General features: G+C 40.6%; 28 protein-coding genes. 14 read left to right on the forward strand and 14 right to left on the reverse strand.

Annotated features, from left to right (window positions below; all coding sequences use genetic code 11):
• Window positions 1–130: 130 nt before the first annotated feature.
• The 4 genes from BN988_RS15455 to BN988_RS15475 all read right to left on the reverse strand — a co-directional run bounded on the left by BN988_RS15455 (window position 131) and on the right by BN988_RS15475 (window position 5,257).
• Window positions 131–811, reverse strand: a complete 681-nt coding sequence (locus tag BN988_RS15455; RefSeq protein WP_036577861.1) for an ABC transporter ATP-binding protein — start codon at window positions 809–811, stop codon at window positions 131–133.
• Window positions 801–3,320, reverse strand: a complete 2,520-nt coding sequence (locus BN988_RS15460; RefSeq protein ID WP_147629733.1) for an ABC transporter permease family protein — start codon at window positions 3,318–3,320, stop codon at window positions 801–803. Before BN988_RS15460 ends, BN988_RS15455 begins: the two co-directional genes overlap by 11 nt.
• Before the next feature lie 10 nt (window positions 3,321–3,330).
• The gene (locus tag BN988_RS15465; RefSeq protein WP_036577865.1) at window positions 3,331–3,714 is read right to left on the reverse strand and encodes a hypothetical protein; all 384 of its coding nucleotides are present in this window, start codon (window positions 3,712–3,714) and stop codon (window positions 3,331–3,333) included.
• 526 nt (window positions 3,715–4,240) lie between these two features.
• On the reverse strand, window positions 4,241–5,257 hold the full coding sequence (locus BN988_RS15475) for a YeiH family protein (RefSeq protein ID WP_147629734.1): 1,017 nt from the start codon (window positions 5,255–5,257) through the stop codon (window positions 4,241–4,243).
• 126 nt (window positions 5,258–5,383) lie between these two features.
• Here BN988_RS15475 and BN988_RS15480 point away from each other — a divergent pair, with 126 nt between their 5' ends.
• The 6 genes from BN988_RS15480 to BN988_RS19110 all read left to right on the forward strand — a co-directional run bounded on the left by BN988_RS15480 (window position 5,384) and on the right by BN988_RS19110 (window position 8,642).
• A complete protein-coding gene (locus BN988_RS15480) occupies window positions 5,384–6,307 on the forward strand; it encodes a LysR family transcriptional regulator (RefSeq protein ID WP_036577871.1) in 924 nt (307 codons plus the stop codon).
• Between the two features lies 1 nt (window position 6,308).
• Window positions 6,309–6,665 (forward strand): DoxX family protein, encoded by a 357-nt coding sequence (locus BN988_RS15485; RefSeq protein WP_036577872.1) that lies wholly within the window; start codon window positions 6,309–6,311, stop codon window positions 6,663–6,665.
• A gap of 256 nt (window positions 6,666–6,921) precedes the next feature.
• On the forward strand, window positions 6,922–7,320 hold the full coding sequence (locus BN988_RS15490) for a hypothetical protein (RefSeq protein WP_036577873.1): 399 nt from the start codon (window positions 6,922–6,924) through the stop codon (window positions 7,318–7,320).
• A 161-nt stretch (window positions 7,321–7,481) separates the two neighbouring features.
• Window positions 7,482–8,039: an isochorismatase family protein gene (locus tag BN988_RS18735; protein ID WP_081779479.1), complete on the forward strand. Its 558-nt coding sequence runs from the start codon at window positions 7,482–7,484 to the stop codon at window positions 8,037–8,039.
• 134 nt (window positions 8,040–8,173) lie between these two features.
• On the forward strand, window positions 8,174–8,422 hold the full coding sequence (locus BN988_RS15495; RefSeq protein ID WP_036577875.1) for a hypothetical protein: 249 nt from the start codon (window positions 8,174–8,176) through the stop codon (window positions 8,420–8,422).
• A 67-nt stretch (window positions 8,423–8,489) separates the two neighbouring features.
• Window positions 8,490–8,642 (forward strand): hypothetical protein, encoded by a 153-nt coding sequence (locus tag BN988_RS19110; RefSeq protein ID WP_187120258.1) that lies wholly within the window; start codon window positions 8,490–8,492, stop codon window positions 8,640–8,642.
• Window positions 8,643–8,700: 58 nt separating this feature from the next.
• Here the strand turns inward: BN988_RS19110 and BN988_RS15500 are convergent, their stop codons facing one another.
• The 3 genes from BN988_RS15500 to BN988_RS18445 form a co-directional block, all read right to left on the reverse strand.
• Complete coding sequence (locus tag BN988_RS15500; protein ID WP_036577876.1) at window positions 8,701–9,663, reverse strand: D-2-hydroxyacid dehydrogenase; 963 nt, start codon at window positions 9,661–9,663, stop codon at window positions 8,701–8,703.
• 77 nt (window positions 9,664–9,740) lie between these two features.
• Entirely contained in the window at window positions 9,741–10,121 is a 381-nt protein-coding gene (locus BN988_RS15505) for an SLAP domain-containing protein (protein ID WP_051558034.1), read from the reverse strand.
• Between the two features lie 40 nt (window positions 10,122–10,161).
• On the reverse strand, window positions 10,162–10,749 hold the full coding sequence (locus BN988_RS18445; protein ID WP_051558036.1) for a lysozyme inhibitor LprI family protein: 588 nt from the start codon (window positions 10,747–10,749) through the stop codon (window positions 10,162–10,164).
• A 149-nt stretch (window positions 10,750–10,898) separates the two neighbouring features.
• Here BN988_RS18445 and BN988_RS18740 point away from each other — a divergent pair, with 149 nt between their 5' ends.
• The 5 genes from BN988_RS18740 (at window position 10,899) to BN988_RS15525 (ending at window position 13,508) form a co-directional block, all read left to right on the forward strand.
• Window positions 10,899–11,039 (forward strand): YpzI family protein, encoded by a 141-nt coding sequence (locus BN988_RS18740; protein ID WP_081779480.1) that lies wholly within the window; start codon window positions 10,899–10,901, stop codon window positions 11,037–11,039.
• 112 nt (window positions 11,040–11,151) lie between these two features.
• Window positions 11,152–11,583, forward strand: a complete 432-nt coding sequence (locus tag BN988_RS15515) for a YndM family protein (RefSeq protein WP_036577877.1) — start codon at window positions 11,152–11,154, stop codon at window positions 11,581–11,583.
• Between the two features lie 29 nt (window positions 11,584–11,612).
• A complete protein-coding gene (locus BN988_RS15520) occupies window positions 11,613–12,482 on the forward strand; it encodes a manganese catalase family protein (protein WP_036577879.1) in 870 nt (289 codons plus the stop codon).
• A gap of 60 nt (window positions 12,483–12,542) precedes the next feature.
• Entirely contained in the window at window positions 12,543–12,683 is a 141-nt protein-coding gene (locus tag BN988_RS18965; RefSeq protein WP_155988315.1) for a hypothetical protein, read from the forward strand.
• Between the two features lie 201 nt (window positions 12,684–12,884).
• A complete protein-coding gene (locus BN988_RS15525; RefSeq protein WP_390620614.1) occupies window positions 12,885–13,508 on the forward strand; it encodes a spore coat protein in 624 nt (207 codons plus the stop codon).
• Window positions 13,509–13,705: 197 nt separating this feature from the next.
• Here BN988_RS15525 and BN988_RS15530 read toward each other — a convergent pair whose 3' ends face one another.
• From BN988_RS15530 to BN988_RS15550, 5 genes are all read right to left on the reverse strand, one after another.
• Window positions 13,706–14,620, reverse strand: coding sequence for an EamA family transporter (locus BN988_RS15530; RefSeq protein ID WP_036577881.1), 915 nt, complete (start codon window positions 14,618–14,620; stop codon window positions 13,706–13,708).
• Between the two features lie 337 nt (window positions 14,621–14,957).
• Window positions 14,958–15,713, reverse strand: a complete 756-nt coding sequence (locus BN988_RS15535; protein WP_036577883.1) for a PHP-associated domain-containing protein — start codon at window positions 15,711–15,713, stop codon at window positions 14,958–14,960.
• 15 nt (window positions 15,714–15,728) lie between these two features.
• The gene (locus tag BN988_RS15540; RefSeq protein ID WP_036577884.1) at window positions 15,729–16,553 is read right to left on the reverse strand and encodes an energy-coupling factor transporter transmembrane component T family protein; all 825 of its coding nucleotides are present in this window, start codon (window positions 16,551–16,553) and stop codon (window positions 15,729–15,731) included.
• Window positions 16,528–18,252 carry an ABC transporter ATP-binding protein gene (locus BN988_RS15545; protein ID WP_261796590.1) on the reverse strand — a complete coding sequence of 575 codons (1,725 nt, stop codon included), beginning with the start codon at window positions 18,250–18,252 and terminating at the stop codon, window positions 16,528–16,530. The genes BN988_RS15540 and BN988_RS15545 overlap by 26 nt, the downstream gene beginning before the upstream one ends.
• 7 nt (window positions 18,253–18,259) lie before the next feature.
• Complete coding sequence (locus BN988_RS15550; RefSeq protein ID WP_036577887.1) at window positions 18,260–19,144, reverse strand: hypothetical protein; 885 nt, start codon at window positions 19,142–19,144, stop codon at window positions 18,260–18,262.
• Window positions 19,145–19,295: 151 nt separating this feature from the next.
• Between BN988_RS15550 and BN988_RS15555 the strand changes: the two genes are divergently transcribed.
• Window positions 19,296–20,123, forward strand: a complete 828-nt coding sequence (locus BN988_RS15555; protein ID WP_051558039.1) for a MurR/RpiR family transcriptional regulator — start codon at window positions 19,296–19,298, stop codon at window positions 20,121–20,123.
• Window positions 20,124–20,254: 131 nt separating this feature from the next.
• Here the strand turns inward: BN988_RS15555 and BN988_RS15560 are convergent, their stop codons facing one another.
• Window positions 20,255–23,404 carry a DEAD/DEAH box helicase gene (locus tag BN988_RS15560; RefSeq protein WP_036577888.1) on the reverse strand — a complete coding sequence of 1,050 codons (3,150 nt, stop codon included), beginning with the start codon at window positions 23,402–23,404 and terminating at the stop codon, window positions 20,255–20,257.
• A 171-nt stretch (window positions 23,405–23,575) separates the two neighbouring features.
• Here BN988_RS15560 and BN988_RS15565 point away from each other — a divergent pair, with 171 nt between their 5' ends.
• Window positions 23,576–23,794 carry a hypothetical protein gene (locus tag BN988_RS15565; RefSeq protein ID WP_036577889.1) on the forward strand — a complete coding sequence of 73 codons (219 nt, stop codon included), beginning with the start codon at window positions 23,576–23,578 and terminating at the stop codon, window positions 23,792–23,794.
• Between the two features lie 79 nt (window positions 23,795–23,873).
• Here the strand turns inward: BN988_RS15565 and BN988_RS15570 are convergent, their stop codons facing one another.
• The gene (locus BN988_RS15570) at window positions 23,874–24,737 is read right to left on the reverse strand and encodes an SDR family oxidoreductase (RefSeq protein WP_036577890.1); all 864 of its coding nucleotides are present in this window, start codon (window positions 24,735–24,737) and stop codon (window positions 23,874–23,876) included.
• A 160-nt stretch (window positions 24,738–24,897) separates the two neighbouring features.
• Between BN988_RS15570 and BN988_RS15575 the strand changes: the two genes are divergently transcribed.
• Window positions 24,898–25,329 carry an Rrf2 family transcriptional regulator gene (locus tag BN988_RS15575; RefSeq protein WP_036577891.1) on the forward strand — a complete coding sequence of 144 codons (432 nt, stop codon included), beginning with the start codon at window positions 24,898–24,900 and terminating at the stop codon, window positions 25,327–25,329.

Below are 25,329 nucleotides of genomic sequence, written 5' to 3' on the forward strand. Positions count from 1 at the left end.
CCTCCTTTAACATACCGTTAGTTTACCATATCTCAAGCAGGTCGACTTTAAAAACTGGCGAGCTTTCATATATACCAAAAGACACCTATAGAAGATGATCTCTCTATAGGTGTCCCACCCTCCGAATATTTTACAATACTTCCAACGATTTCTCAGTTAATTCCCCGTCCCTCATCAAACCATGAATATCACCATTTCCAGCAAGTTCTGGATCATGGGTTACCAACACAACAGTTACTCCACTTTTATTAATTTGTTGCAAAATTGCAATCATCTTATCACGATTTTCTAAATCAAGATTCCCAGTAGGCTCATCACAGAGTAATAGCTCCGGATCATTCATTAATGCCCGTGCAATAGCAGTTCGTTGCTTTTCCCCACCAGATAGCTGATTAGGCATAAAGTTTTTCCTCTCGAGGAGACCAACACTTTCCAGCATTTGCTTTGCTTTTTCCGCTATTTCTTGTTTTGGCATATATGGTAATAGAGGGATCATCACATTTGTCAGTACATCAAATTGCTCAAAAAGTTGAAAATCCTGAAAGATATAACCTAGCGAGGTTCTGCGAAAATGACTACGTTCTTCTTCAGTTGCTTTCATTCCATTTAAGTCCCCGATTTTGACAATACCCTTATCGGCCTTTTCAATGGTCGATAAGCAACGTAAAAAAGTCGTCTTCCCGGAACCAGATGGCCCTGTAATGGTCATCCAGCTTCCTGATTCAATCGTAAACGTGATATCTTTTAGTACATTAACCGATTCTATTCCTGATTGATATGTTTTACTCATTTGTTTAACCTCAATGCGCAAAATTTCTTCCCCCTTTCTTCTCTAAACAACGCAATATATAGAGTGATCCAGCTAAGGTTAGAGCTAAAATGAAAATAGCTCCCAGTACACCTATCAAAACGCTGACAGTTGAAACATCCAAGAAATAAAGTGATATACAAATACTTCCTATCCATCCTGCCAAAATAGCAATTCCAGCCCAGAACAGTACTTCTTTTAAGTAATATTTTCTAATAGCACCTGCTCCCCAACCTAGATATAGGAATAACTGTATTTCATTTTCTCTTTTTTCCCAAAGTCTTTTGAGTGATTGATAAACTGTAGTTAGACTAAGTCCATACAACAGGATAATTATGAGAATGAATAAGCCTTCTACTTCCCCATGAACGTAATTTCCAAGTCTCGTTTGCGTAGTTTGTTCCACACTTTGTAATAAGAAAAAGGGTAAGAAGCATGTCAAAATGGTAACGATTAAAAGTTGTAACCCAGACGCCAATAATCGAAACCGATAGAACCAAATATTTTGCTGTGTAACAGTTCCTCCGCTTTGTTTCACTTTTTTCGGCTTACGTTTCTGTATGCTTGTCGTAAAAGCATATACTAAAAGGGTTAAAAGACTGACACCAACTGCTAGGATAAGGGGCAGCCATTCTTCCTGGATGATGCCATAGACAGTAAAACCTATAAAAACAAGTAACATCGGAATAACTAGGATTTGCCCTAATTCCTTATAACGTAGCCGGCGTATGAGTTTATGAGACCAGCCAAGCCTTGCCAATAGCTGCTCATCTCTCTGTCGATCTTCAAGTAAATGAAACAACGTAAACCCAATAAATATAAATGCAACCAATACATAAAGTACTGTAATCACAACTTGCAGCAGATTCCAACTAGATACAACCGTATCTGCTGCTCCTAATGTCGTAAAGGATTGCATTACTTCCCCGATACCCTCTACATCTACCGAAAGCTCTTGTAAAGAAGCCCCTGCTACTATATCGACCGTGAATCCGCCCTTTTCCCATTCATTTGCCAGTTTTCGAATAAGCGCTGCTGCCTCTTCATCGTACCCTGTGAGCCCAGCTACTTTCACCCGAATTGCATCTATTGGCGCCTCTCCTTTTATTTTTTCTGCCCAGTTCAATGATATAAGCCCATGAGCAGGCGTCGTAATAAAGCTTCCTGGTACCGCTGAAGGGTGAAGCTTCTTTGAAGGGTCAGAAGCCAAATATGGAGAGGTACTACCATAAATACCAAGTGGAGCCGAAGCTAGTTTATCCGTATTTTCTTTAATAGAGAAAAAACCTACATTGGCGAATTCAAAAGCTTCTTGTTCGTTTACAGGATCGTCATTCTCATTAAGCTTAAAATACTCTACCTCTTCAATTTCCCTATATGTAGGTGCGTGATAATCATCGTTGATCCCCGTTTGGGTTACGGAAAGCTCCTTTTCATTTTTGATATCGTATCGGACAGGAGATAGTTTATAACCAATTTGCTGAGAAAACGGAGTTCTACTCCCGCCTAAATAGTCTTCCCCTGTTCCATCATCTGGAGAAAGTTTTCCTTTCTCATCTACATAAAATGGTAAAATTTCAAAGGGCGACGGCCCATCTTCCGGACGGTAGACGTACACCTCTTCATTATGTCGACGTTTCTTACTAATATAGTTTTGTATCACTTTTTCATATTGAATCGGATTTAGATCCATTGTTTTTATCGGATTACTGTCTACAAATTTACTTGACCATGTTTTTACCTCTTCTTCTGTAGGTTCCTCTAATGAATCCACTGTTAATTTAATCGTATTAGGGACCGGGACATCCTTTAAACTTATAATAGGAATAGCAAGCTCCTGCTTCGTAATATAATTTAAAGTAAGACCATCGTCTATACCTTCATTTAACAGACTTAAATTATAATCCGTTAATCTACTTTCCTCTACCGGGTCTACCGCTACAACCTGATGATAGGAAATAGGAAAGGAGAAAGATGCTATCTCTTCCATAAAAAAGTTATTTAAGACTTCCAGAGAGGAAGGATATTGGTGAATAGATTTCATATCACTGCTAAAATCATACATATAAGTTTCTTTTCCATAAGTATAATCATTTACGCCATCACTTGTACTGTAATCCACTCCATAATATCTCAAATCATTTTCTTTTTTGATCATCCAGGTACGTTTCAAAGCTGTAAATAGTCCAACTGATGCAACTGGCGCAGCAATTTCTACCTGTGGATGTTCTTTTACATCCTCCCACTGTGTTGTAGTGATCCCCCCCTCCCCTGAGCCAAGATAATTTTCTTCAATGATACCCAGTTTTTGTTCTAAATCGGTCCTGGCATCAGGTGGTCTTAGCAAAATATCGTAGGATCCCCTCGAAAAATTGGTAATATTCTGCTTTACTTGCTCGTTCGCATCCGCTAAAGTAGCCAAGGTATAGGAAACGGTGCTTATGATTAGCACAAGCACCGTTATCATTATGTAGAAAGTTCTCTTGCTGTATAAATTTATTTTACTATTCATATACTCACACCTAATATGAAATTCTGGCTGTACCGTAAGCCCATGGACTAGGACCATATTCCATGTTAGTTACTCTTGCAGATATTGTATACTCTTTGTAAGTGTTGTTTTTATAAGTATGAGTGAAACTTCTGCTTGTACCTTCATAGCCAGAATACTCTTTACCATCACCCGGTCTAAATGTAAAGTGGTTACTTCCTCCGTGACTTGAACGTACTGTCACTGTTTTTGGCACATAATGAGTTCCATAGACTACCCCTGGAACATAAGCTCTAACAGCAGACTGAATATCAATCTTTTCTGTCTCTTTTGTATCCTCAGCAAAAGTTTGAACCCCAGCAAAACACAAAAGTAGTGTAAAAGTAAACAGTGAAGCTAATAGTATTTTTTTCATTAGAAATCCTCCTACCATTTATTTTCATACAATCTGAAAATTAATAAAATTAATTCCACATCCTATCTAGTCCATAATTTGCTGTATATGATATATATAACATATTTTTACAAATATTTAAATAATAAATTTAAAATATTTCCTTTTTTCTGCCATTTAAACTATACACTTTCGTTAATTAGCTTCATTACAATGTTCTAGAAGCTAGGTTTGCAATTGTGTTAAGGCCAAGAAAGATAGTAATGATCCACGCCAGCAAAGATACTTGCAAAAAAGTCAAAGCCGTTTACAATGTCAGCATACTGCATTAAAACAAAGCACATACCTAACAATAAAACTGCATCGCGCATTCCCCTATCAGAAAGCCAAGTGATAGCAATACTTGGAAAACAGCCATTTCTATAAATAACACCCAAACGACAATTGGCAGTAACTCCATCAATACCCCTCCCCAAATAGCTATTTACGCACTAAAAAACAGATGTGCCATTTTATACATACAGCACATCTGTAAATAGTTTCATCTTTAATTTAGTTGAAAAAGCATTACAAGCGCATAACCAAAAATTGCTAAGAAAACTGACCCAACCACACCTGCTGCAAAACCTTTCATGCCAAGTTTACGGAAGGTCTTGACCTCTACATTTAACCCAAGCCCAGCCATTGCCATTGCAATTAAGATGTAAGCAATCGAGACAATGCTATTCGCTACAGACTCTGAAACGATTCCTAATGTATTAAAACCACTCATGGCCAGAAACCCTAAAATGAACCACGGGAAGATAGAGAGACTCGGTTTGTTTCCTGCTGTTTTTTTACTTCCTCTTTGCACTAGATAACCAATGACAAAGGCTACAGGGACAAGCAATGCAACACGTGTCAACTTAACAAGAACCGCCATATCAACGGCCTCTTCTCCTCCAGCACCCGCGGCAGCAACAACATGGGCTACTTCATGCAAGGTTCCTCCTGCAAAAATACCATAGCCTGTTGAAGATAATGGTAGCAATCCGTAGATTAAGCTGTACACCAAGGTGAAAGTGGTTCCTAATAATGCTACGATACCAGCAGCCACAGCAGTTTCTGTTTCCTTCGCTTTAATTATCGGGGCAATGGCTACAACAGCTGCCGCCCCGCAAATCGCTGTTCCGCATGCTGTAAGTATTCCTAGGTTTCGATCCACACCAAACCAGCGCGCTAACAAATAAACAAGCACAAGCGCAAACACGAGATTAAGGAATGCAATAATAAACACATTTATCCCCGCATTGTAAATGTCTGCGAGATTTAAGCGCATACCTAGCAAGATGATCCCCAGTCGTAAAAGTTTTTTATTGGAAAACGTTACGCCTTTTTGAAGAACCTCAGGTAACCCCAATGCCGCCCGCCATATCATTCCCAAGATAATGGCGATAACGAGCTGGCCCATGATTGCTAAAAAGGGCAATTTTGCCAGTAAGCCTGCCAATAAGGCCAGCAAAAGTGTTAACCCAATGCCAGTAATAAAACCTTTCCCCTTGTTTTCTTGCAAAGTCTTTCCCATATGTATTCCCATAAATTAACCACGTCCTTCTTCTCTCTCCCCCTACTCTATCTAATAATTATCTATTAGTGAAATACATATAAATTATTGTTATGATTAGAAATACTAATCGCAAGGAGGGGTATCATGTACTACGATGCACTTAAAACCTTTGTTACACTTGCTGACGTTGGCAATTTCACAAGGACCTCGCAATCCTTACACATTTCACAGCCAAGTGTCAGCTTACATATTAAAAACCTAGAAAAAGAATTCCATACAGAGCTCTTTATACGTTCACCTAAATCGGTACAGATTACGCCGACAGGAAAGATCCTCTATGATCGAGCTAAACAAATCATCGCGATGTATGAGCAAACAAAAGAGGATATTGCTACCCATCATCAATCCATTCAAGGCCAACTAAAGATAGGGGCGAGTTTCTCAATCGGTGAATATATTTTACCTATGTTTCTTCAAAGGCTACAGGAAGACTTTCCTGCGTTGGAACTAGAAGTTGTCATTGGAAATACGGAGGAAATTATTGAACAAGTGCGCCTTTTCCAGGTTGACGTGGGCTTGATTGAAGGCCAAAGCAATGAAAAAGAACTCATTGTCCAGCCATTTATGAAGGACGAGCTCTCGGTCATTTGCTCTAATGATCATGAACTTGCTGACAAAGAGCATATTGCAATCAAGGATTTGCAACAGCAAACATGGATTACAAGAGAGGATGGTTCGGGGACCAGGGAGTTCTTGAATCATGTGATTCGTAGCAACGGTCTCTCTGTGAAATCATTACTTAGCATCAGTAGCAACCAGGGAATCAAGGAGAGTGTCATGAGAGGCATGGGCTTGTCTCTGCTATCCCGCAGTGTTATTTCCCGGGAAAAGGTGCACGGATCACTGACGGTGCTGGAAGTGGAGGATGTGCACTTCACACGAACCCTTTCCTATATCTATTCTCCCGTTATGCGAAGCAAAAAGAATGTAGAAACATTTATTGGTGTAGTGGAAGCTTTTAAAGGGAATACCATGGCAGATCGTCTCCCCACAGAAAAGGAGTCTTAAAATGAAAAAAATAGCATTATATGTATTTGCCATTCTCTTTATACTGGCTGGAATATCCCATTTTGCGCTGGAACCCTTTTTCACAGGGGCTATGCCTGATTGGGTTCCCTTCCGACCTGCAATTGTTTATATTTCAGGAGTCATCGAGATCCTACTAGCCATTGGCTTGCTGTACAAGCCGACACGAAGAAAAGTAGGAATTCTCATTGCAATATTTTTAGTATTAATCTTCCCAGTGAATATTTATATGGCGGTAGAACCAGAGCAGTACAGTATTCCTGCCTTTGCATTATGGTTACGTCTGCCCCTGCAATTTGTGTTAATTTGGTGGGTGTTAAAAGTCAGAAAGTTTATTTAATCCATTAAAACTTATGGTAAAATTAGTTTATTGACTAGAAGAATAAAAAACACCGTTGTCAATCCTACAGTTGGGTGTGAATTTCCTGTGTAAAGAGGGTTTCCTTCTCTACAAATAGGGACTATTTTAGAAATGTGTAGCCCCTCCTTGTAACTAGACTTAAGGAAACCTTTGAAAAACCAAACATGCTTCACATTGTTAGATAATTTATTTCAAATGTTTGATAGATTTTATTTATTAAAAGTGAGGTATGTAAATGAACAAGAAACGACTGCTCATTATTTTAACTATCCTGTTTTCTGTTAGCGTTGTCTTAAATCTTCATTTGGGAATTACGAGTTATATTAAAAGCACCTACACTCCCAATATAGATGACCAACAGATATTAGGAGAAATGACAAAGATGGTATTAGAAAATGAGCAATACCAGGAGATTGCTTCTAAGGAAACGGTTTACGCGATTAAACAGGGTGTAAGTCGATTCAATGTCTCCGATCCCTCTTCGATATTTCATTATGAAGTTTCTGTTCAAACTGAGAAACAGTCCTATATTTTCACATGTACCGATGAAAATTGTACAAATGTATCAAATGAAGGATGGACCTATTCTAGGTACAGTGAAGAAAATCCGTTACTACACGTGGATATCAACTAACCACCCAAGTAACACGCTTCTTGAAGTTTTCTATATAAATCTCTTATAGGAACGATAATTATCACATACACCAAAAAAAGCATTGACGTAACGTATTTTAAGGGGAAAGCGCCTAGTTACATTTAGCTAGCTTTTCCAATAATTTAAAGGGGGAAAATCATCTGAACCAAGTATTATTAATCATTGATGCACAGCAAGAATTAATCGAAGGAAACCGTGAAGAAAGTGCTGTTTATAATAAAGCGCAATTTATTAGGAATATCAATCTAGTTATTGAAAAAGCGATTAAATTAAGTGTCCCTGTTGTTTTTGTTAGGGATCTAGACGTAGCTGGAAGCAAAGGAGAAGGTTTTCAGGTTCATAAAGAAATTCATTTACCCACTAAAGCAATGTTTTTTGATAAAGCTGCTACGAACTCCTTCCATGGTACTGGGCTTTTAAATCATCTAACATCTCAAGAAATCAATCATATCGTTATCATGGGATGTGCAACCCAACACTGTATAGATAGTGCAGTTAGAACAGCAACTATCAGTGGTTTTGATGTCACATTAGTAGGTGACGGACATTCGACCGCGGACAGTGTTACTTTAAGCGCAGACCAAATCATAAAACATCATAACGAAACCCTTCATGGTCATTATAACGTTGAACATTTTTCAGTAGTCAGAGACGCAGAGGAAGACTTATTCTCTCCAACACACGATTCATATAGATAACGAACTTTATTAAGAGGTAAGCCCATGTTAGCATGAACGTAAGAGAGTAAAGAATGAGTGTGATCCTTGCCAAATAAGGGAAGTATCTTCTTCGTTTTCTAAGAAGAAAAACTTTACTTGAAGGGAGTGTTTACGTGCAAGAAGAGAGCAAGAAAAAGGATAGTAAAATATTGTTGTTAACAATTAGTTGGATAGCGGTGTTTATGCCTTATTTATTTAGTCCTATTGCGTTTGGCCCTTTTTCCTTCTTTCTCGGCTTAGTTCTAAAAAGAGATTATAAGGTAGGCAAGCAAGGAAAGATAATTATGGTGTTAGCAGTAGTGAATACAATTGGGGGAATGATCTTTACCAATTGGGTGCTTCGCAACTACGGCGGTTTATAGCTACTTGTTAGCCTCAATAAGATAGTGTCTGCTTCGTGCTTACCATATTTTTTGGGGGGAGAGGTCAATGGATCAATACTTTGTAGGATGGGGTACTCTAGCGTTAATAAACGCCGGGCTCGCACAAGGCAAGAATAGAACAGGATTAAACTGGTTTTTACTTTCTCTTATATTAGGCCCGATCGCAACACTCATTTTGTTGTTTGTTGAGATGAGATGACATTAATATTGTTATCATAACAAAATGGCATACGACGTTTGGTATGCCATTAACGTTATTAATATCCCTTATCATAATCAACTAGGTTCTTAGAAGGTTTTTCCCTCTCAAGGTAATTCTTAAGATTTGGAATGAAGACATCCCGCACAACACGCTCCGTATAATGCTCTGTTGACCCAGCAGTATGTGGTGTGACAATCACATTTTCCATGTCCCATAGTGGGCTATCTTCCGGTAATGGTTCTGTTGCGAACACATCAAGTCCAGCTCCAGCAATTTTGCCAGATTGGAGGGCCTCAACTAACTCATCTTCTTTTACAATCGGCCCCCTGCCAATATTGATCAGGGTCGAGCTATTTTTCATTTGGTCGAATTGTTCTTTCCTAAATAGGTTTGTTGTTTCATCTGTAAGTGGCAGTGTGATTACGACAACATCACATTGTGGAAGCACATCAGATAACTGGTCAGGTGTATACATCTCATCCACATAATCTGTGCTTTTTCCTGAATGTCGCACACCGAGTACTTTCATACCAAAAGCCTTGGCTATTTTAGCTGTCTCCAAACCAATCGCTCCAACACCGAGCACTCCAATTGTTTTCTCATGAATTTCGAGTTTTAGATCTGCATGCTCCCATTGCTTTTGCTGTTGCTGGCGGACATATGTATGAATTTTGCGGGTAAGTCCAAGCATTAAAGCAAAAATCGTTTCGGAAATTGGATAGGCGTGCACACCGTTAGCACTCGTGATGGATACGTTACGCTTACTTAGTTGTTCAAGTGGCAAGTTATTAACACCAGCACTCCAAGTCTGAATCCATTTTAATTGGTTGTTTTGCTCCAAAACTGTTTGCTCGATTGCTTTTTTCCAGTTTAGGATGACCTCTGCACCTTTTAAATCTTCTTGCAGTTCATCTGTATCTTTGCCTGAAGCAATTTCCCAGTCGGGAGCTACTTCTTTGATTTCATCGATGTATTTTTCATCTAGATCAAGATTGACTACCATTTTACGCTTGGACATTACGAACCCTCTCCTCTAAAAGTTTGTTTTATCTACTCTATACCCCAATTTCTTATGATATGCACCATAACCATGGGCTAAGCATGTGTATCCTCTAACTTTCCTTCAACCAGGTTAGGTTCTCGCTCAATGGTGTCTTCTGGAAAAATAAATGTCCATGGCATACTGCTTCTCGCCGCTAACTCCAGGTTAGGAAAGGAAAAAGTATGACTAGCAACAAGCTCCCCTTCTTCCATGTACCTTAATGGCAGCTGAGTGAAGGGCATAGCTTTATCACTAAAATTTTGGACAATTACTGTAATAAGCAGCTCCCCACGATAGTTACGCGCTTGCCAAAAAGGAATATATTTTATACGGGTAGCTTCTTCGTTAGCCTGTTCAAATGTTATTTCGATCTGTTTTCTATCCCCAAGTGAAATAGTCTTATCCCATGCTTGTTCCCAAACTAATTGTTGCATTGTCTCATTCCTTTCCTTTTACTGCTAGTAGGTTACGGTATCAGTCCATATATTTCGTAATTAATTCATAAGACCTTTCTTTTGTTAGCTGTGCTTGTGTACTTATATATTGCATGGTTTCCATGGAGCCACCTTCATATTTGGCTGCCTCTTCTTCTGCTTTTGCATCTCTGATATTGATCCATTCCCGCTGCTCTTTTCTCAAGTTTTCCATTTCTTTCTCCGGAAGCTGCTTCTCCAATTCAGCATAGACTTCGTTTAATGCATCATCCCACATATTAAAGCTTTTCCCGGCAAATTCAGTTAATTCGCGCTGTGTAGAGCCTATTTCCTGTTCCTCAGCCGCCAATTCTTCTTCTAAATCGACTAGCTTGTTACGATAGATTGTTTTCATATCAGAATCAGCTTCTTCTGAATTTTCTTCTTCCGTTGCTGTTGTATCACTCTCTTCATCCATGTTTGTTTCTTCTTCCACATTGCTCTCATTCTCAGCATTCTCATCCGTATCCTCAGCTGTAGTGTCTGTATCATTCATGCTATTATCTGCTTCCTTTGCACCCTCGTCATTCTCGTTTCCGCAGGCTGCTAATAGTAACATTAGCGCCCCGGCTAAAAGTAATTTCTTCATATTCTAATCATCTCTTTCTTTTTTTCTTATATGCTGTCTCCTTATAGTATTATCCCACTATGGACAGTGCTTGTCATTTCAAAAACTTCATTTCACTCTACGAATAATCTAGGCGAAAACATCCAACTTAAGTGGGGGAGGTGCTATTTATGGGGAAAGATCGTCAAGAAAAGAAGTTAAAGGCTAGTGGGCGTGTGGAGTCCGATCGTGATACCGGTCTACGTTATCCCGGCTCAACTAAAATGTCTAGTCCAGAAGAAGCCAGAAGATTAAACGACGGCCATAAGTAAACCGATATACGAGGGTCCTCACAGAGTGGTGGCCCTCATTTCCCTTGATACTTTTACAATAACGCATAGCTTTTACCTTTTTTACAAATGCTACAAAAAAAGGAGGGTCTATATGAATCACATAAAATCCATTGCAATTAAAGCAATCGCCACACTTGTTTTACTATTTGTTGTGTTAGGTCTTGTCTACGAGATGCCATTTGGCGACGTTGTATTTATCACAATAACCTTGGGCGTTCTATCCTACTTGATTGGAGACCTATTCATCCTTCCCCGAACTAATAATACAGTAGCTTCTATCTCTGACTTAGTCCTAGCTTTTGCTCTTATATATATGATGAGCGAAGGGTTAGAACCAACAGGCGAATGGATGGTGCCTGCTCTTATTTCTTCCATCGGTGTCGCTGCATTTGAAGCTTTCTTCCATAAATATCTGAGCAGGCAGATGGAGAACAACTCTTCCACCCCCAATGCAACAGGGAGGATGAACTTAGGTACAGAGGCATCTGAAGAGCTTGATCCCCAGGATAATTACGATAAATAAAGACATTCAATTAAAACGGAGGAATGCAATTGTTTAAGCATATAAAAGAACTGCAGTACAACGCTAAACCTACTCAGCCAGACCCGGTCTATGCTAAAAAGCTACAAGAGATTCTTGGTGGCCAATTTGGTGAAATTACCGTTATGATGCAATATCTTTTCCAAGGATGGAATTGCCGAGCAGATCAAAAGTATAAAGACATGATTCTCGATATCGGCACAGAAGAAATTGCCCATGTAGAAATGATTTCAACCATGATCGCACAGTTACTGGACGGCGCGCCTGCTAGAGACCAGGAAGAAGCTGCTAAAAACCCGGCAGTTGAAGCAGTACTTGGGGGGATGAACCCACAGCATGTCATCGTATCTGGACTTGGCGCAACGCCGACAGACAGTGTTGGGTATCCATGGAATGCACGTTACACAATAGCAAGCGGGAATTTATTGGCTGATTTCCGGGCCAATTTAAACGCTGAATCTCAAGGACGTCTACAGGTTGTCCGTCTGTATGAATCAACTACAGATCCTGGTGTAAGAGACATGCTATCTTTCCTTATCGCAAGAGATACCATGCACCAAAACCAGTGGATGGCTGCTATTGAAGAACTGGAACAAGCACAAAAAGCGATTGTACCAAGTACCTTCCCACAGAACTTGGAAAAGCAAGAGGTTTCCTATTCCTTTATGAACTTTTCCCAAGGGGAAGAAAGTGCACAAGGTCGTTGGGCCAGTGGCGAAAGCATGGATAAGCAAAGCAACTTTGAATACGTTGCAAATCCCGAAGCAATGGGGCAAATCCCTCAATTACAACAGGCGCCTGCATATATTCATAACAGTCCAGATCCAACAAAGCCCGCACCACCTAACATGGAATCAGCAAACTATGACAAACAAAATTAGATGTCACCAATAATGCGGAATTTTGTTCTAAACCTTTTTTCCCTCTAGGAGGTGTTACAGTTGACTAAAGACCACCAGAATAAACATGCAAAAACAACAAGTCGCGCGAAATCCGGAAGCGAGACAGCCATGCATAAAACAGATACAACAAAGTTTTCAAGCCCAGAAGAAGCCAGAATTCAAAACAAAACGAATAAGTAACGAGTAGCGGTCCCTTTAGAAGGGGCCGCTTTTTATTTATCCTGATACACGCTAATGGGGAGAGGTCATTTAATCTTTTCTAGTAGGATTATCCATACATGAAGATGGCTTACAGGGAGAAGATAAAGTGAGACTTCAAATAGCGGGAGTCTTACGGCCGGTTGCACCGGGATAAATAAGAGCTAAATGGGAGGAATCATCATGATGCAGAACCAGAACCAACAATCCAATCCAAATGTTGCCATGAATCAAGCGATGTCTAAAAACCACGGTGGCCATGAAATATTTGACGCCCATGAAGTACTTGCAGAGGTCATTAGCATGCTTGACCAATATCAAATGTATGATCAACATATACAAGATCCAGAACTGAAGAACATTGCCCACCGACAATACACTTTTGTTACACAAATGTATAACACAATGGTGGAGTGCTTTAAAACAGGGCAAGATCCCTCAGTCCCAACGCAGCAATATCATATGCAGCAGGAGAATGAAGTTGTTTACGGATTGAAGCCAGGGCAACCAAAGAAACCGAACAGCTCTGTCAGCCAGCTTTCCGATCAGGGTCTTTCTGCATACATGCTCGGGAACACAAAATCATTAACGTCCCTGCTTGCCATGACTGCTGCTGAAATTACGAATCCTGTGTTACGTCGTGTTGTCGCCGATAGCGTTCCGAATTTTATTGAGCTCAGTTACGAAATTTTCCTGTACCAGAACAAACATGGCTACTACCAGGTCCCACAGCTAATGGAACAAGACATGCAACAAATGCTTAACAGCTATGCCACCGTTCCCCAACAAGGGAACAACGTACACTAGAACTAGGACACTTTTTTAAGGGAATTAAAGTCGGCATTACGCGAATTCACTATCATAATTTGGGTAATCGCACGGCTTTTTCATTGATGATTCACTTTGGGGTGGTTCGATTCACTTTCTCGCGCTCTTGATTCACTTTGACTCGTTCTCGATTCACTTTCTGCCCCCACGATTCACTTTGCCTCGCTCTCGATTCACTATCGAGTGATTTCACTCTTTTCGAACCCGTTAACTTCCCTTCGCCGAGGTACCTCTTTTTCTGTCCCTTTAATAAGAAAGCCTATTCCTAATAGAAGCATGCTAACACCGATCCAGGAAATGAAGCTTAATTCTTCCCCAACAAAGAAAACTCCTAAAAATGCTGCCGTTAAGGGCTCTGCAAGCGACAATGTGACAGCAGTAGAAGATGGGATATGCGCGAGTCCTTTTGCAAATAGAAAATAGGCCAAGGCAGTGGCAATTAATCCGAGGTGGAGGCTAGCAGCTGCTCCACTTAGCTCTGTAACCCATGTCATATCATAGATAAACAATAAAGGTGAAAGCAAAATAGCACTTAGGGTAAATACCACGGCAACTACAGAGATAGAGGAAAAATCCCTTACTAAATCCTTACTAACAATCGTGTAAATTGCAAAGGATAGCCCTGCACCAAGTGCTAATAAAATACCAAGAGGGTCTACATAAACAGATGATTGGTTTAAAAAAAGCATCAGGCAACCGAGAATAGCTAAAAATGTAGACATCCACCAGACCTTTACAGGACGCCTTTTCCAGATCACCCATTCCAGTAACCCAGATAAAATGGGGGCACTACCAATCGCGATTACTGTCCCAATTGCCACACCTGTCATGGTGACTGCAGTAAAGAAGAGCGGCTGATAGGCAGCCATGCTGATCGCAGCTAAAATAGTTGGCTTAATTGGCCAGCTTTTAAGTTCTAATTTCCCCATTAGTAACACGATAATAGTAAGTGCAATACCTCCCACAGCTAAACGGGCAGTTCCAACAGCTATAGGATTGGTGCCCTCTGGGACAAGGGTTTGCACCGTTCCTGTTGTCCCCCAGAGCATTGCTGCAAATAATACCATTCCGACGGCTACCTTTCCACCCATTTCAATCCCTCCTCGAAAAACACTGCTCTTCCTTTATCTATAATTAAGTAAAAAGATAAAAAGACGCTTCACACTATTAAAGTGAAAGGTCTTTTTATCCCGGTGCAACCGTCCGTAAGACTCCCACTTCAAAACATGAAGTGAAGCCGTTAGTTTTTAGTGGGAGTAAACGGACGCTAACACCCCGATTCGTTCAACTAACAATCAGTGGGGGAAGAATGAAAACCCCACTGCTTGAAGTTTCACTTTAACCAGTTAATTTTCTTTCATTAAGTATAAAGCGAGTAGAAAAAAGTGGAAAGCGTTTCGTTTAAAAAATTTCCATTGATGTAATGCGTTAGATCATTAATGCTTCCTTCATTTTTTTCTTTACAATCTTAGCTGCATTTATCTTCGTGTGCAAAACCGGAGATATGTAGCTCGTATAGTTTCTTTGTGCAATAGCTTTTTTCAATTCTGCTACCGTATTAAATTCACCTTCAAACGTATTTTGCACAGCGCCGATGTGGATCGGATGATGGGAGTCACTACCATATACAACAGGTAGTCCAATGATTTCAGCAAATGCTTTAACATCTTTTCTCATCCGGTCAATACCATGCTCATGCATGTCTTTTCCATTTAAATCAAAGGCGTCAAGCCTTCTCAGTAATGAAGGGTCATGATGATGTAATGGTGTGGAAGGCCTCAATGGATGGCCGCCAATAAGCAATAAGTTATGCAGTTCACCTAACTGTAGTAGCTCATCAAATAGAACAAAGTTATCTTTATCTGTATGTCCGTCAAGCAATCTTCTAATCGTTAGCAGTTTGGTTTTATGTCCGATACAAAGGATATGGCCAACCTCCTTTACGTCAATCTCCATTCCTGTAAATACTTTAAAGCCATTTACATTGTAATAGTCATCGACATAAGGATAATGCTGATCAAGTTGCTCATAAATTTCATAGAAATTTTTCGTGTTAAAATGCTCTGTCATCGCTAACGCGTTCAAGCCTGATTCCTGTGCATTTAAGATAACCTCGTTAAAAAATTTAATATCAAAATCTACTCGTTTTGCTAACTTTACATGTGTATGAAAATCAATTTTCAATTAAACCAATCCTTCCTATAGAGGCATAAGGATGCCCGTTGTGTAAACTGAAGCTGTCACCAATAATGTGATTGCTAAAAACTGCACATCATACTTTTTCATTTTTAAATAACCAAGCTTTAAATCCTTTGCTACATTGTTTTCCAAGGTATAGCTGAATCCTCTTACTTCCAGTGCTTCAACTGTAGTCCGCGTACGCTTTGCCGTGTTTAGCATCATAGGATAAAATGCCACCACACACATTTTTGCGTAATAATATATATACCTTACATACAAGAAGCCCGGCTTTTCTGGTTGCTTTCCTCGTAATCGAAAGGAGTGTATGATACTTTGATATTCTTCGATCAGTATTGGTAGCATGCGATAGCCATAGGAGACCCCAAAGCTGAATTTACCTGGGACCCCCATTTTCAATAGGGCATCACTGAATTTTTCTGGGTCCATACTTGTGAAGACTGCCATTGTAGCAAGCGAAACACAGGAAACCTTAAGTGCTACTGGTATTACCGCAATCAGTGCGGCATAGCTGTTTCCTAAAAACATGGCCGCAAATACGAGGTACGTAAACTGTGAAATAACCCCTATAATAAGTAGGATAATAAGCAGCGGACTAACCCTAGACAAGTATGCCAATACTGCTGTGAAAAGTGTTAAACCAATAAGAATGGTCATATTATGGGTAAGCCACGGGATAATAGAATAGACCAGCACCCACAGAATCAACATCCTAGGATCAAGTCTAGCTAGTGGCGTTTGTTCATTACCGTATGCCGTCCGCATTAGCTCAATTTTTATATTTTCAACTGTCAACTTACTAAAAAACTTCTGAAAAACGCTCACTGGCTGCCTCCTCCAAATAAATTCTGTTTAAGAACCCTTCTATGGATAACTCAATTGGATGGATTTGCAACTGATGACAAAGGGAAACAATTTGCGGTTCGACTAAGGAGGCTTTTTTTAATAACGCTTCATTCGAGAACAATTCCATTGGTGAAACATCTGCAATAATACGTCCTTGATTGAGTACAACAACCCTTGTTGCCCACTCGGCAACAAGCTGCATATCGTGGGTAGCCACAACAGAGGCTTTCACCTGACTATCTAGCTTTTGAAGCATGGAGATCATTTCTCGCTTGGTGGCAATATCCAAGCTCGCGGTTGGCTCATCCAATAAAACCAACTCTGGCTGCATCGCCAGCCCGATCGCAAGTGAAGCCCTTCTTTGCTGTCCTCCACTTAGCAGTCTTCCGTCTCTATGTTTAATTTCATTTAAGTGGAACTGATGCATAATTTTTTCTGTCACCTGCTCCAGATTAGGATTATCTCTGACTTTTAGGAAGAATGCCACGTCCTTCACCACTTCGTCTTCAATAAACATTTCTTCAGGCTTTTGATAAATGTACGCAATCTTTTCCGCAAGTTTCTCTGGTGAAGTCTTGATTGTGGAATTTCCTTGGAAACATATTTCACCACTTAGGGGCTTCAACAGTCCAGAAATCAACTTAAGGATCGTTGACTTCCCCGCGCCATTACTACCTACGAGGGCAATTCGCTCTCCCTGCCTAATTTGCATTTGCAAGTCTTTTATAATCGGAACACGCTTGCGTGATAATGTTTTATACCCATAACTCACTTGATCAAATTCAATAAGCGGCGTTGAACCAGGCTGAACCACCAACTTAGGCATTTTTCGCGGGTGATTTTTATATTCCTTAAACCATTCAGCACCTTCTTTGACTGTCACTGGAAGCATTCTCTCCTGCTGCATTTGGCTCGCTGCTGCCATTGTTACCTGTGGTGGATGGATTTGCTTTTCTGTAAGCTCATCAACAGCGTTCAAGGCTTCCCGCACAGGTTTCTTCCACTTCACATTCCCCTGCTCTAATAAAATGACGTCATTACAATAGGAGGCAATAAATTCCGTATGATGCTCAATTACGATAATGGTAATATCATGGTCTTCATGTAACACTTTTAGTTTTTCATACAATTCAATAGCGTGTGCTGGATCTAATTGGGCAACAGGCTCATCAATAATTAAAACATCCGGGTTCAGTGCCAAAGCTCCAGCTAACGCCACAAGATGCTTTTGTCCACCGCTTAGCTGCCATACATATTCTTCTGCTAGGTGTGTTAAATCGAGAAGTTCGAGTGCACGCTCTCCCCTCTCCTGAAAATCTTCATAGCCATAATTTAAAGGAGAGAAAATGATCTCATCAATTACTCTTGGTCTTACAAGCTGGTTTTCAAAGTCTTGGTAGACATATGAGACTTTTCTTGAAAGGGAAGCTACATTAGCTGTAGCCGTGTCAACCCCGTCCACCTGTACTTTCCCTTCAAAGTCACCTACGTAATAAAAGGGAATTAAGCCATTAATTGCTTTACAGAACGTGGACTTCCCTGCACCATTCCCCCCAATGATCGCGGTAAACGAATGTTTTTCGATTGTCACAGATACATCTTTTAAGATCCAATCCTCTGTGCCAGGATAGCGGAATGATACGTGATCGAACGTTATCATAATCTCTCTCCTTTCAATAAATAAATTAAGCTGCCTCGTCTACGTCCATTTTGTTGTTTTTATTCTTTTTCACAAACTTAAAGATTACATAAATAATACCTACTGCTAAAATGGCCCAAGCACTATACCCTATCCATTTTTGATCGTCCGCAAATTGTGTAATAAAGTCTCCAGACCAGAATGCTAGGTTCATATCCATCTCTGCAATAAACTCTGCGATCATAGCCACAAAGGTCAAGACAACTATGGAGAAAATTAGTCCTGGTGTTATATAAGCACCAACCGATACTTGTACTTTAGCCTTTCGTGGATTCATGCCTAATAATGGTTCAATTTTACCGTAAAGTTTAGGCGTAAGAAGTAATGTTGGAATTAGTCCGAATAACACACCTGTGATTATCATTTCATTTAAGAAGCTCACACCTTCTAGTACTACAATACTTTCCGGTAGGCCAGGAACTGCATCAAAGCCTTCGACACCAAACCAAACCTTCCCAATATCGACGATTGTACTAAGTAACTGATCAATCCCAACTCCTACGAGTGCTGCAACTGCTAACTGCATTTTATTTAATGGGTTACGTACAAGCAGACCAGCCACATAAATTGCCAACGTAAATTCGATGAACCCTTCAATTTCTCCAATGCCACCGAAGTCACCCATTAAAAGGCCAGCGAAGACGATATTTCCAACAGAAGCACCAAGTGCTACATACAGTGGATGGAAAAGAGCTGCCAAGATAAGTGGAATAAATGCAAAATAGGAAATCGAAAATTCAATCGGTCCTACCTCGTTGGAAGGAAGAATTTCTGTAATCATTTTAGATAAACCGAACAGTGACATGGACAAAACAAACACCATCATTTTTTGCGACTGCGTTAACTTTCTTTCCTGGTTAATACTCTTCATTTCATTCACTCCCTCTTGTATTGTACTTTCAGTATAAGGGGTAAATATGAAGCCAGTTTTAACTGTATGTAAATTTTATTTCTTTTTGTATTATATGAAATTTTTCTTTCATTTTTGTTGTATAATGGATTTTATAAAGGAGATGAGGAATTTGGTAGACTTCTCGAAATGGAACCTCTCTAAAAGCCAACAAAAAATAGCAGACTACTTACATAAAAACATAGACGTCGTCCCATATATGACTGAATCCGAGCTAGCAAAAGCTTGCAATATAAGTGCTGCGACAGTATCTCGCTTTTGGAGCGCCATTGGTTTTAAAAACCTACGTGAGTTCAAACACTCCCTTTTGCAAGACTCTTCCGTCACACCTGCAAGCAAAGTAGAATCCGCATTGAAGCAGCATGAGCAATCCTATGTCCAGGTAATGCTTGATCATGCTACCAGCTATATCGCGGAGACAAAAAAGCACTTGTCCGATGATGACTTCACGCAAGCAGTGAATAGTATTGCCGAAGCGGAAAACGTACATTTATTTGGTGCTGGTTCAGCACAAAGTCTTGTTACATTGCTCAGCTTTCGCCTCAAACGTTTTAACCCACACGTATACACCCTTGCACCAAGCGGACATGAGATATTTGAAGGGGTCATTCATATTAAGGAAGGGGATGTACTGTTTATTTTTGGGTTTGTTCAAGCCTCTGTGGAAATCAATGTTTTATTGGATTATGCCGAGAAAAAAGGAGTACGGACCATTTTGATGACCGATCTTCTCGTTTCTCCCATGTTAGAACATGCTGATCATGTGTTGTTTACAAGCAGAGGAGATGCGGGGGACTTCCATTCCATGGTGGCGCCAATTGCATTAATTGAAAGCATTGTGATTAATGTAGGGAAGCAAATGGGCGTGCATGCCCTACAGAATCTCCACGATTTACACCAAGTTAGGAAGGACTATCAGGATAAACTACCGAAGAAATAGGAGATCTATGCAAAAAATAAACCCCACTCCTGACAACTAGGAGTGGGTAAACTAGATTACGTAACAGGTACGGTGTGGAGTGTACTATTTTCCGTAGGACTGAATACGCTATATCTTAAATGTTTCTTGCTCTACACCTGCAAAATCTCCCGTATATCCTCATCTGTAAGAGAAGCAACATGCTTTTCTTTCGGGTCAATGACTGCTTCAATCAGTTGTTTTTTTCGTTCTTGAAGCTCATTCATTTTCTCCTCGATAGTGCCGCGCGCAACAAGCTTAATTACCTGCACAGCATTTTGCTGCCCAATCCGATGTGCACGATCGGCGGCTTGTTGTTCAACAGCAGGATTCCACCAGCTGTCATATAAGATAACGGTATCCGCACCTGTAAGATTAAGACCTGTACCACCAGCTTTCAAGGAAATGAGAAACATATCTCGCTCCCCTTCATTAAATCGATTACACCGATCCACACGTTCCTCTGATGGCGTTTGGCCGTCCAAATAAAAATATGGGATGCCTTCTTGGCTCAGCTCTTTTCCAATTATGGATAGCATTTGGGTAAACTGCGAGAAGATAAGGACCCTCCTGCCCGCAAGGCGTGATTCCTCAACCAAGCGCTTTAATTGTTCCAGCTTAGCTGACTTTCCTTTATAACCTGTAACGAATAATGCAGGATGACAGCAAATCTGACGTAAACGCGTTAGTCCTGCAAGTATTTTTATTTTGTTTTTCCTTAACGTATCTTTATCCAGGTGCTTTAAAGTGTCATGGCGCAGTTTAGCCAGGTAGGCAGCATAAAGCTTTTTCTGCTCTTCTAGCAATTCCACAGATTCCTCTTCCTCTGTTTTCTGTGGAAGTTCAGCAAGGACCTCTTGTTTTACCCTGCGTAGCATAAATGGACGAATTCTCCTGGAAACCTGTTTTTGCGTTAGATTGCTGTATTCTTTTAGCCCTTGAAAAAGCTCAGGGAAAACAACATGAAAAATAGCCCATAATTCTTCGAGTGAGTTCTCCATCGGTGTTCCGGTTAACGCAAACCGGTAATTTGCTTTAATCTTTTTCACGGCGCGTGCTGTTTGGGTTATCGGATTTTTAAAGGCTTGTGCTTCATCAAACAGTACGGTATGAAATGCTTGTTTTTCATACCAATGGATATCTTGTCGTAACAATGGATAGGAGCTAATCACAACATCACATTCCATTGCCTGTCGCCTCATGTTAGTCCGCGCTTCCTTACTTCCATCTATAATGGTGGCATTGATAGCTGGTGCAAATTTATTTAGCTCATGTAGCCAGTTATAGGTAAGCGAGGAAGGACAGACAATCAAAGCGGGGAGCTTCTTTTTACGAATTTCCGGAAGCTCTGATAAAAGAAAGGCGATACTCTGTAACGTTTTTCCTAATCCCATCTCATCTGCAAGCACTCCACCAAATTGATAGCTGGCTAACGTCTTCATCCACCTGTACCCATCCTTCTGGTACTCTCTTAACACGTCTAACAGGCTCTCTGGGATCGAAAACGAGCTAGCTTCAGGGTGTGAAATGCGTTCAAGAAACCGCCGAAAAGAGTCTTCTTTCGTAAATAAATCGTCATCTACCACATCAAGCAGCTGGAGACCCTGAAGCAACGGAACATCTAACCCGTTCTCTAGCTCGTTATGCTGGTCAGGAACTGCGTGCAAGAAGCGTTTAATTTCTTCAAATTCCCTTGTTTCTAATGAGAGTAAGGAACCATCTCGCAGCCGATAATACTTTCGTTTTTCCTCTAGTGCTGCTAGCACCTCCCGGATATCTCGCTCGGGAAAACCCTTCATTTCAAACTTAAATTCCAGCCAGTTCGTCCGCTCACGATGGGGCTTTACCCTTATCCTTGGTTTAACCGGGCTTTTCATTACTCGGGTTCTGACCGCTGTGGTTGCATACACATTAACAAGCTTCTGTAGCTTTGGAAGCAGATGATGGAGAAAGTTATATTCCAATTCCTCATTATGTAAGAAGTAACCACCGTCTGTTTTAGCAAACTGGCCCTCCTCCATCAACTCGAGAATCCTCTCTTCCTTTTCCATATCGCGAATGATAATGCCCTGAGGTTCTATTTCATCTTCTAATGGATTAATTGTATTGTTTTCATATTGGAACTCCACGCTTGCAAGCAGGCGATTTTTCACACGATCTAAATAGAGCTTTGCCACTAACGGCGTTTTGGGCAAGTGGTCCGTTACTGTACCAGCCATATTTACGGTGCCAATTTTATTTAGACTTGGAGCGACTTTCTCTGTGAAAAAGGCTGCTTGATTTTCTGGGATTGGAAGGTGGGTTGTCTCTGCGTTTTCGAGCATCTTTTTAAGCTCAATCAAATAGGTATAATCCTTCCTGTTCAGTTCAATGATATTCCCGGATGCTAGAACAGACTCGTAAGCATGTAAAATCGTCAACTCTTCGAACCCATCAATAGCAAGTGTATAGTGGGTCCCATCTGTTTCGGAAAAATTAAACTGTAATGGCAATGGTCCTTTTGCCAAACGGATCCCTGTATAACTTCGTCCGCCGTCTTGTACCGTAATCGAAGAAATCCCAAGGACTTGTGGCAAGAGCCTTTTCCACGAAGAAGTTGGGAGGAGAAGTGTCTCCAGCTCCGTCACGGCAGTCTCTCCTTCCAAATATAGCCTCTCATCCTGAACCGCTCGGACTAACTGTTGGATAATGGTATCTTCTTGTGTGGAAAAGTAATGTCGGGCCGTATCATAGGTAAGCTTATCTGACAGGACATAGGAGCCCCCTGCTTTTACCTGTCTTAGAAATTCTCGTACATCTTGCACATTTTCATTTCCCAATTGTAACGCCACTCCAAAAAGAGTCTCGCCTGTGTTAAGGCTAATAGGTGTAAACGTAAAGGATACACGAAGGTTTTCCCGGTTCTCGAAATGTCGTTGCTCCCCACTATGGCGAACGGGTTTGTTATCAAACAGGTTTATAAACCCTGTGGCAAGCTCCTCACGATGCCGCTCACGTAACGCAAGCAATACCGCTGCGACGTGCTGACAATCCTTGTTAAAAGAAGCAAGAGAAGGACAGCTACAAGTTGTATGCAGTTTTTCTCCTTCAGCTTGTTCAATCGTCACATAAAAGTTTTCCTTGCCTGCAACAACAGCTTCACAATGAGTTGTTGTGACAGTATCCAACGTTACTTTCGTCGCACTATAAAACGCGTGACCTTTTTTAAAGGAAACCGCTCCGCATCGTTCTATAATTTTTTTGTCAGTTAGCGTAATTTTCACAGCATCTCGCCTGCTTTTCATCAGATTCCGATCAAATTGGTATCCTAATTGTATCATATAGGGAGTAGAGCAAAAAGAATGAGTGTTCGTGTTCTAAACGAGATTCTTTTCTAGGGGCTTGCTGCTTGGTATAATGGAATGAAGGAAAAATTTAGCAGGGGGAAGTGAATCATGAATAAGTCAGAAGGGTATAGAAAATTTCAGATAGGGTTCCATCTTATTATTGCCCTAATTGCCTCCGTTATTGTCTATGCATATGCAGTAAACGACTTTCAAGCAGCATATGTAATCATAGGGTCTGTTATCGCTATCTCAAGTATTTATCAATTGGTTTTATTATTGTCTCAAAAAAATAACCAAACCAAGAACCACATCCATAAGTATTTATAAGAGCAAAAGGCCAGACGAAGTCAATTCGTCCGGCCTTTTTAATACTTTGAAGCTAGTGAAATTCGCTTCAGCATGTCATTTAAGAAATTTGGTTTAATATGATTCGTAATGCTTCCTTGATTGATGTGGCAGGACGTCCCAACACGCTTTCAAAATCACTACTCACCACGTCTAACTCTCCTTCGCGTATCCCTTCTTGTATTCCAAGCAGGAAGGGAATAACAGCTTCTGGTACTCCTGCATCCTTCATTGTATCTGCATAGGTATCGTCATCTACTTGTTGTACTGCTATGTCCTTCTCAAGAACCGATTCGAGAGCAGACACTAAAGCCTCTTGAGTCAACGGGGTGCCCGATAACTCATAGATTTTATTTTCATGACCCTCTCCGGTTAAAACAGTTGCAGCTGCTTCTGCATAATCCTGCTGCAATGCCCAACCAGTTCTCCCTGTTTTAGCAGAAGTAACCCATGGCGCACCTGCAAGAACCCCTTGAATACTAGCAATTTCATTTTCCAAATACCAGTTATTTCGTAAAAAGGCATATGGAATCCCGGTTTTTAGAATCGCCGCTTCTGTTGCTTGATGGGGTGGCGCTAGGATCATCTTACTTTCACTTGCATTTGCTATACTTGTATAGGCAATAAATTGTACGTTCGCCCGTTCTGCAGCCGCGATCGCATCCGTATGCTGTCTAATTCTTTTTTCATTATCCCCGTCTGCGGAAATAATTAACAAGCGATCAATCCCTGTAAATGCTGCATCCATCGTTTCAGGCAGGTCAAAATCACCATGGCGAACCTCTACCCCACGTTCACTTAAATGTTTCGCTTTTTCCGGGTTACGTACACTTACCACTAACTGACTTGCGGGAATAGTCTCCAGTATTTTCTCCACTATCTTACTACCAAGTTTTCCGGTCGCTCCTGTTACTAAGAATTTCATTGTGACTCCTCCTGATCTCCCCCGAGGGTTGTTGTAACCATATCGATTACTTGTAATCATATTAATTACAACTTGTAAAGATGTCAACTAAAGTGCTGTAACCATTATCGTTACAAGACATTTAAATACTGGTATAATGTTGCAAGGAAGGTGATTCAATATGGCAATTAGCAGCAGGTTTTCTGTAGGAATCCATATTCTCACGCTTATAGCATTCAATAAAGACGGAGTTAGTTCGTCAGATTATTTAGCCGCAAGTGTGAATACAAACCCTGCACTTATTAGGAAAATAACAGGTATGCTTAAAAAAGCCGGATTAGTAGAGGTGCGACCAGGGGTTGCTGGCACAACACTAGCTCGAAAGCTCTCAGAGATTACATTACTGGACGTATATCAGGCAGTTGATGTCGTACAGGATAACGAACTATTTAACGTGCACCCTAGTCCAAGTCCCAAATGCGAGGTTGGTAGAAACATTCAGGAGACGATTGTACCAATCCTCTCAAGCGCCCAGTTAGCATTAGAAAAGGTACTTCAACATGTAACTATTGGAGATATCGTAAAAGACATTCACATGAAAGAGGGAATATAA

This window comes from Oceanobacillus picturae (assembly GCF_000612865.1).
In the GTDB taxonomy this organism is placed as follows: Bacteria; Bacillota; Bacilli; order Bacillales; family Amphibacillaceae; genus Oceanobacillus_B; species Oceanobacillus_B jordanicus.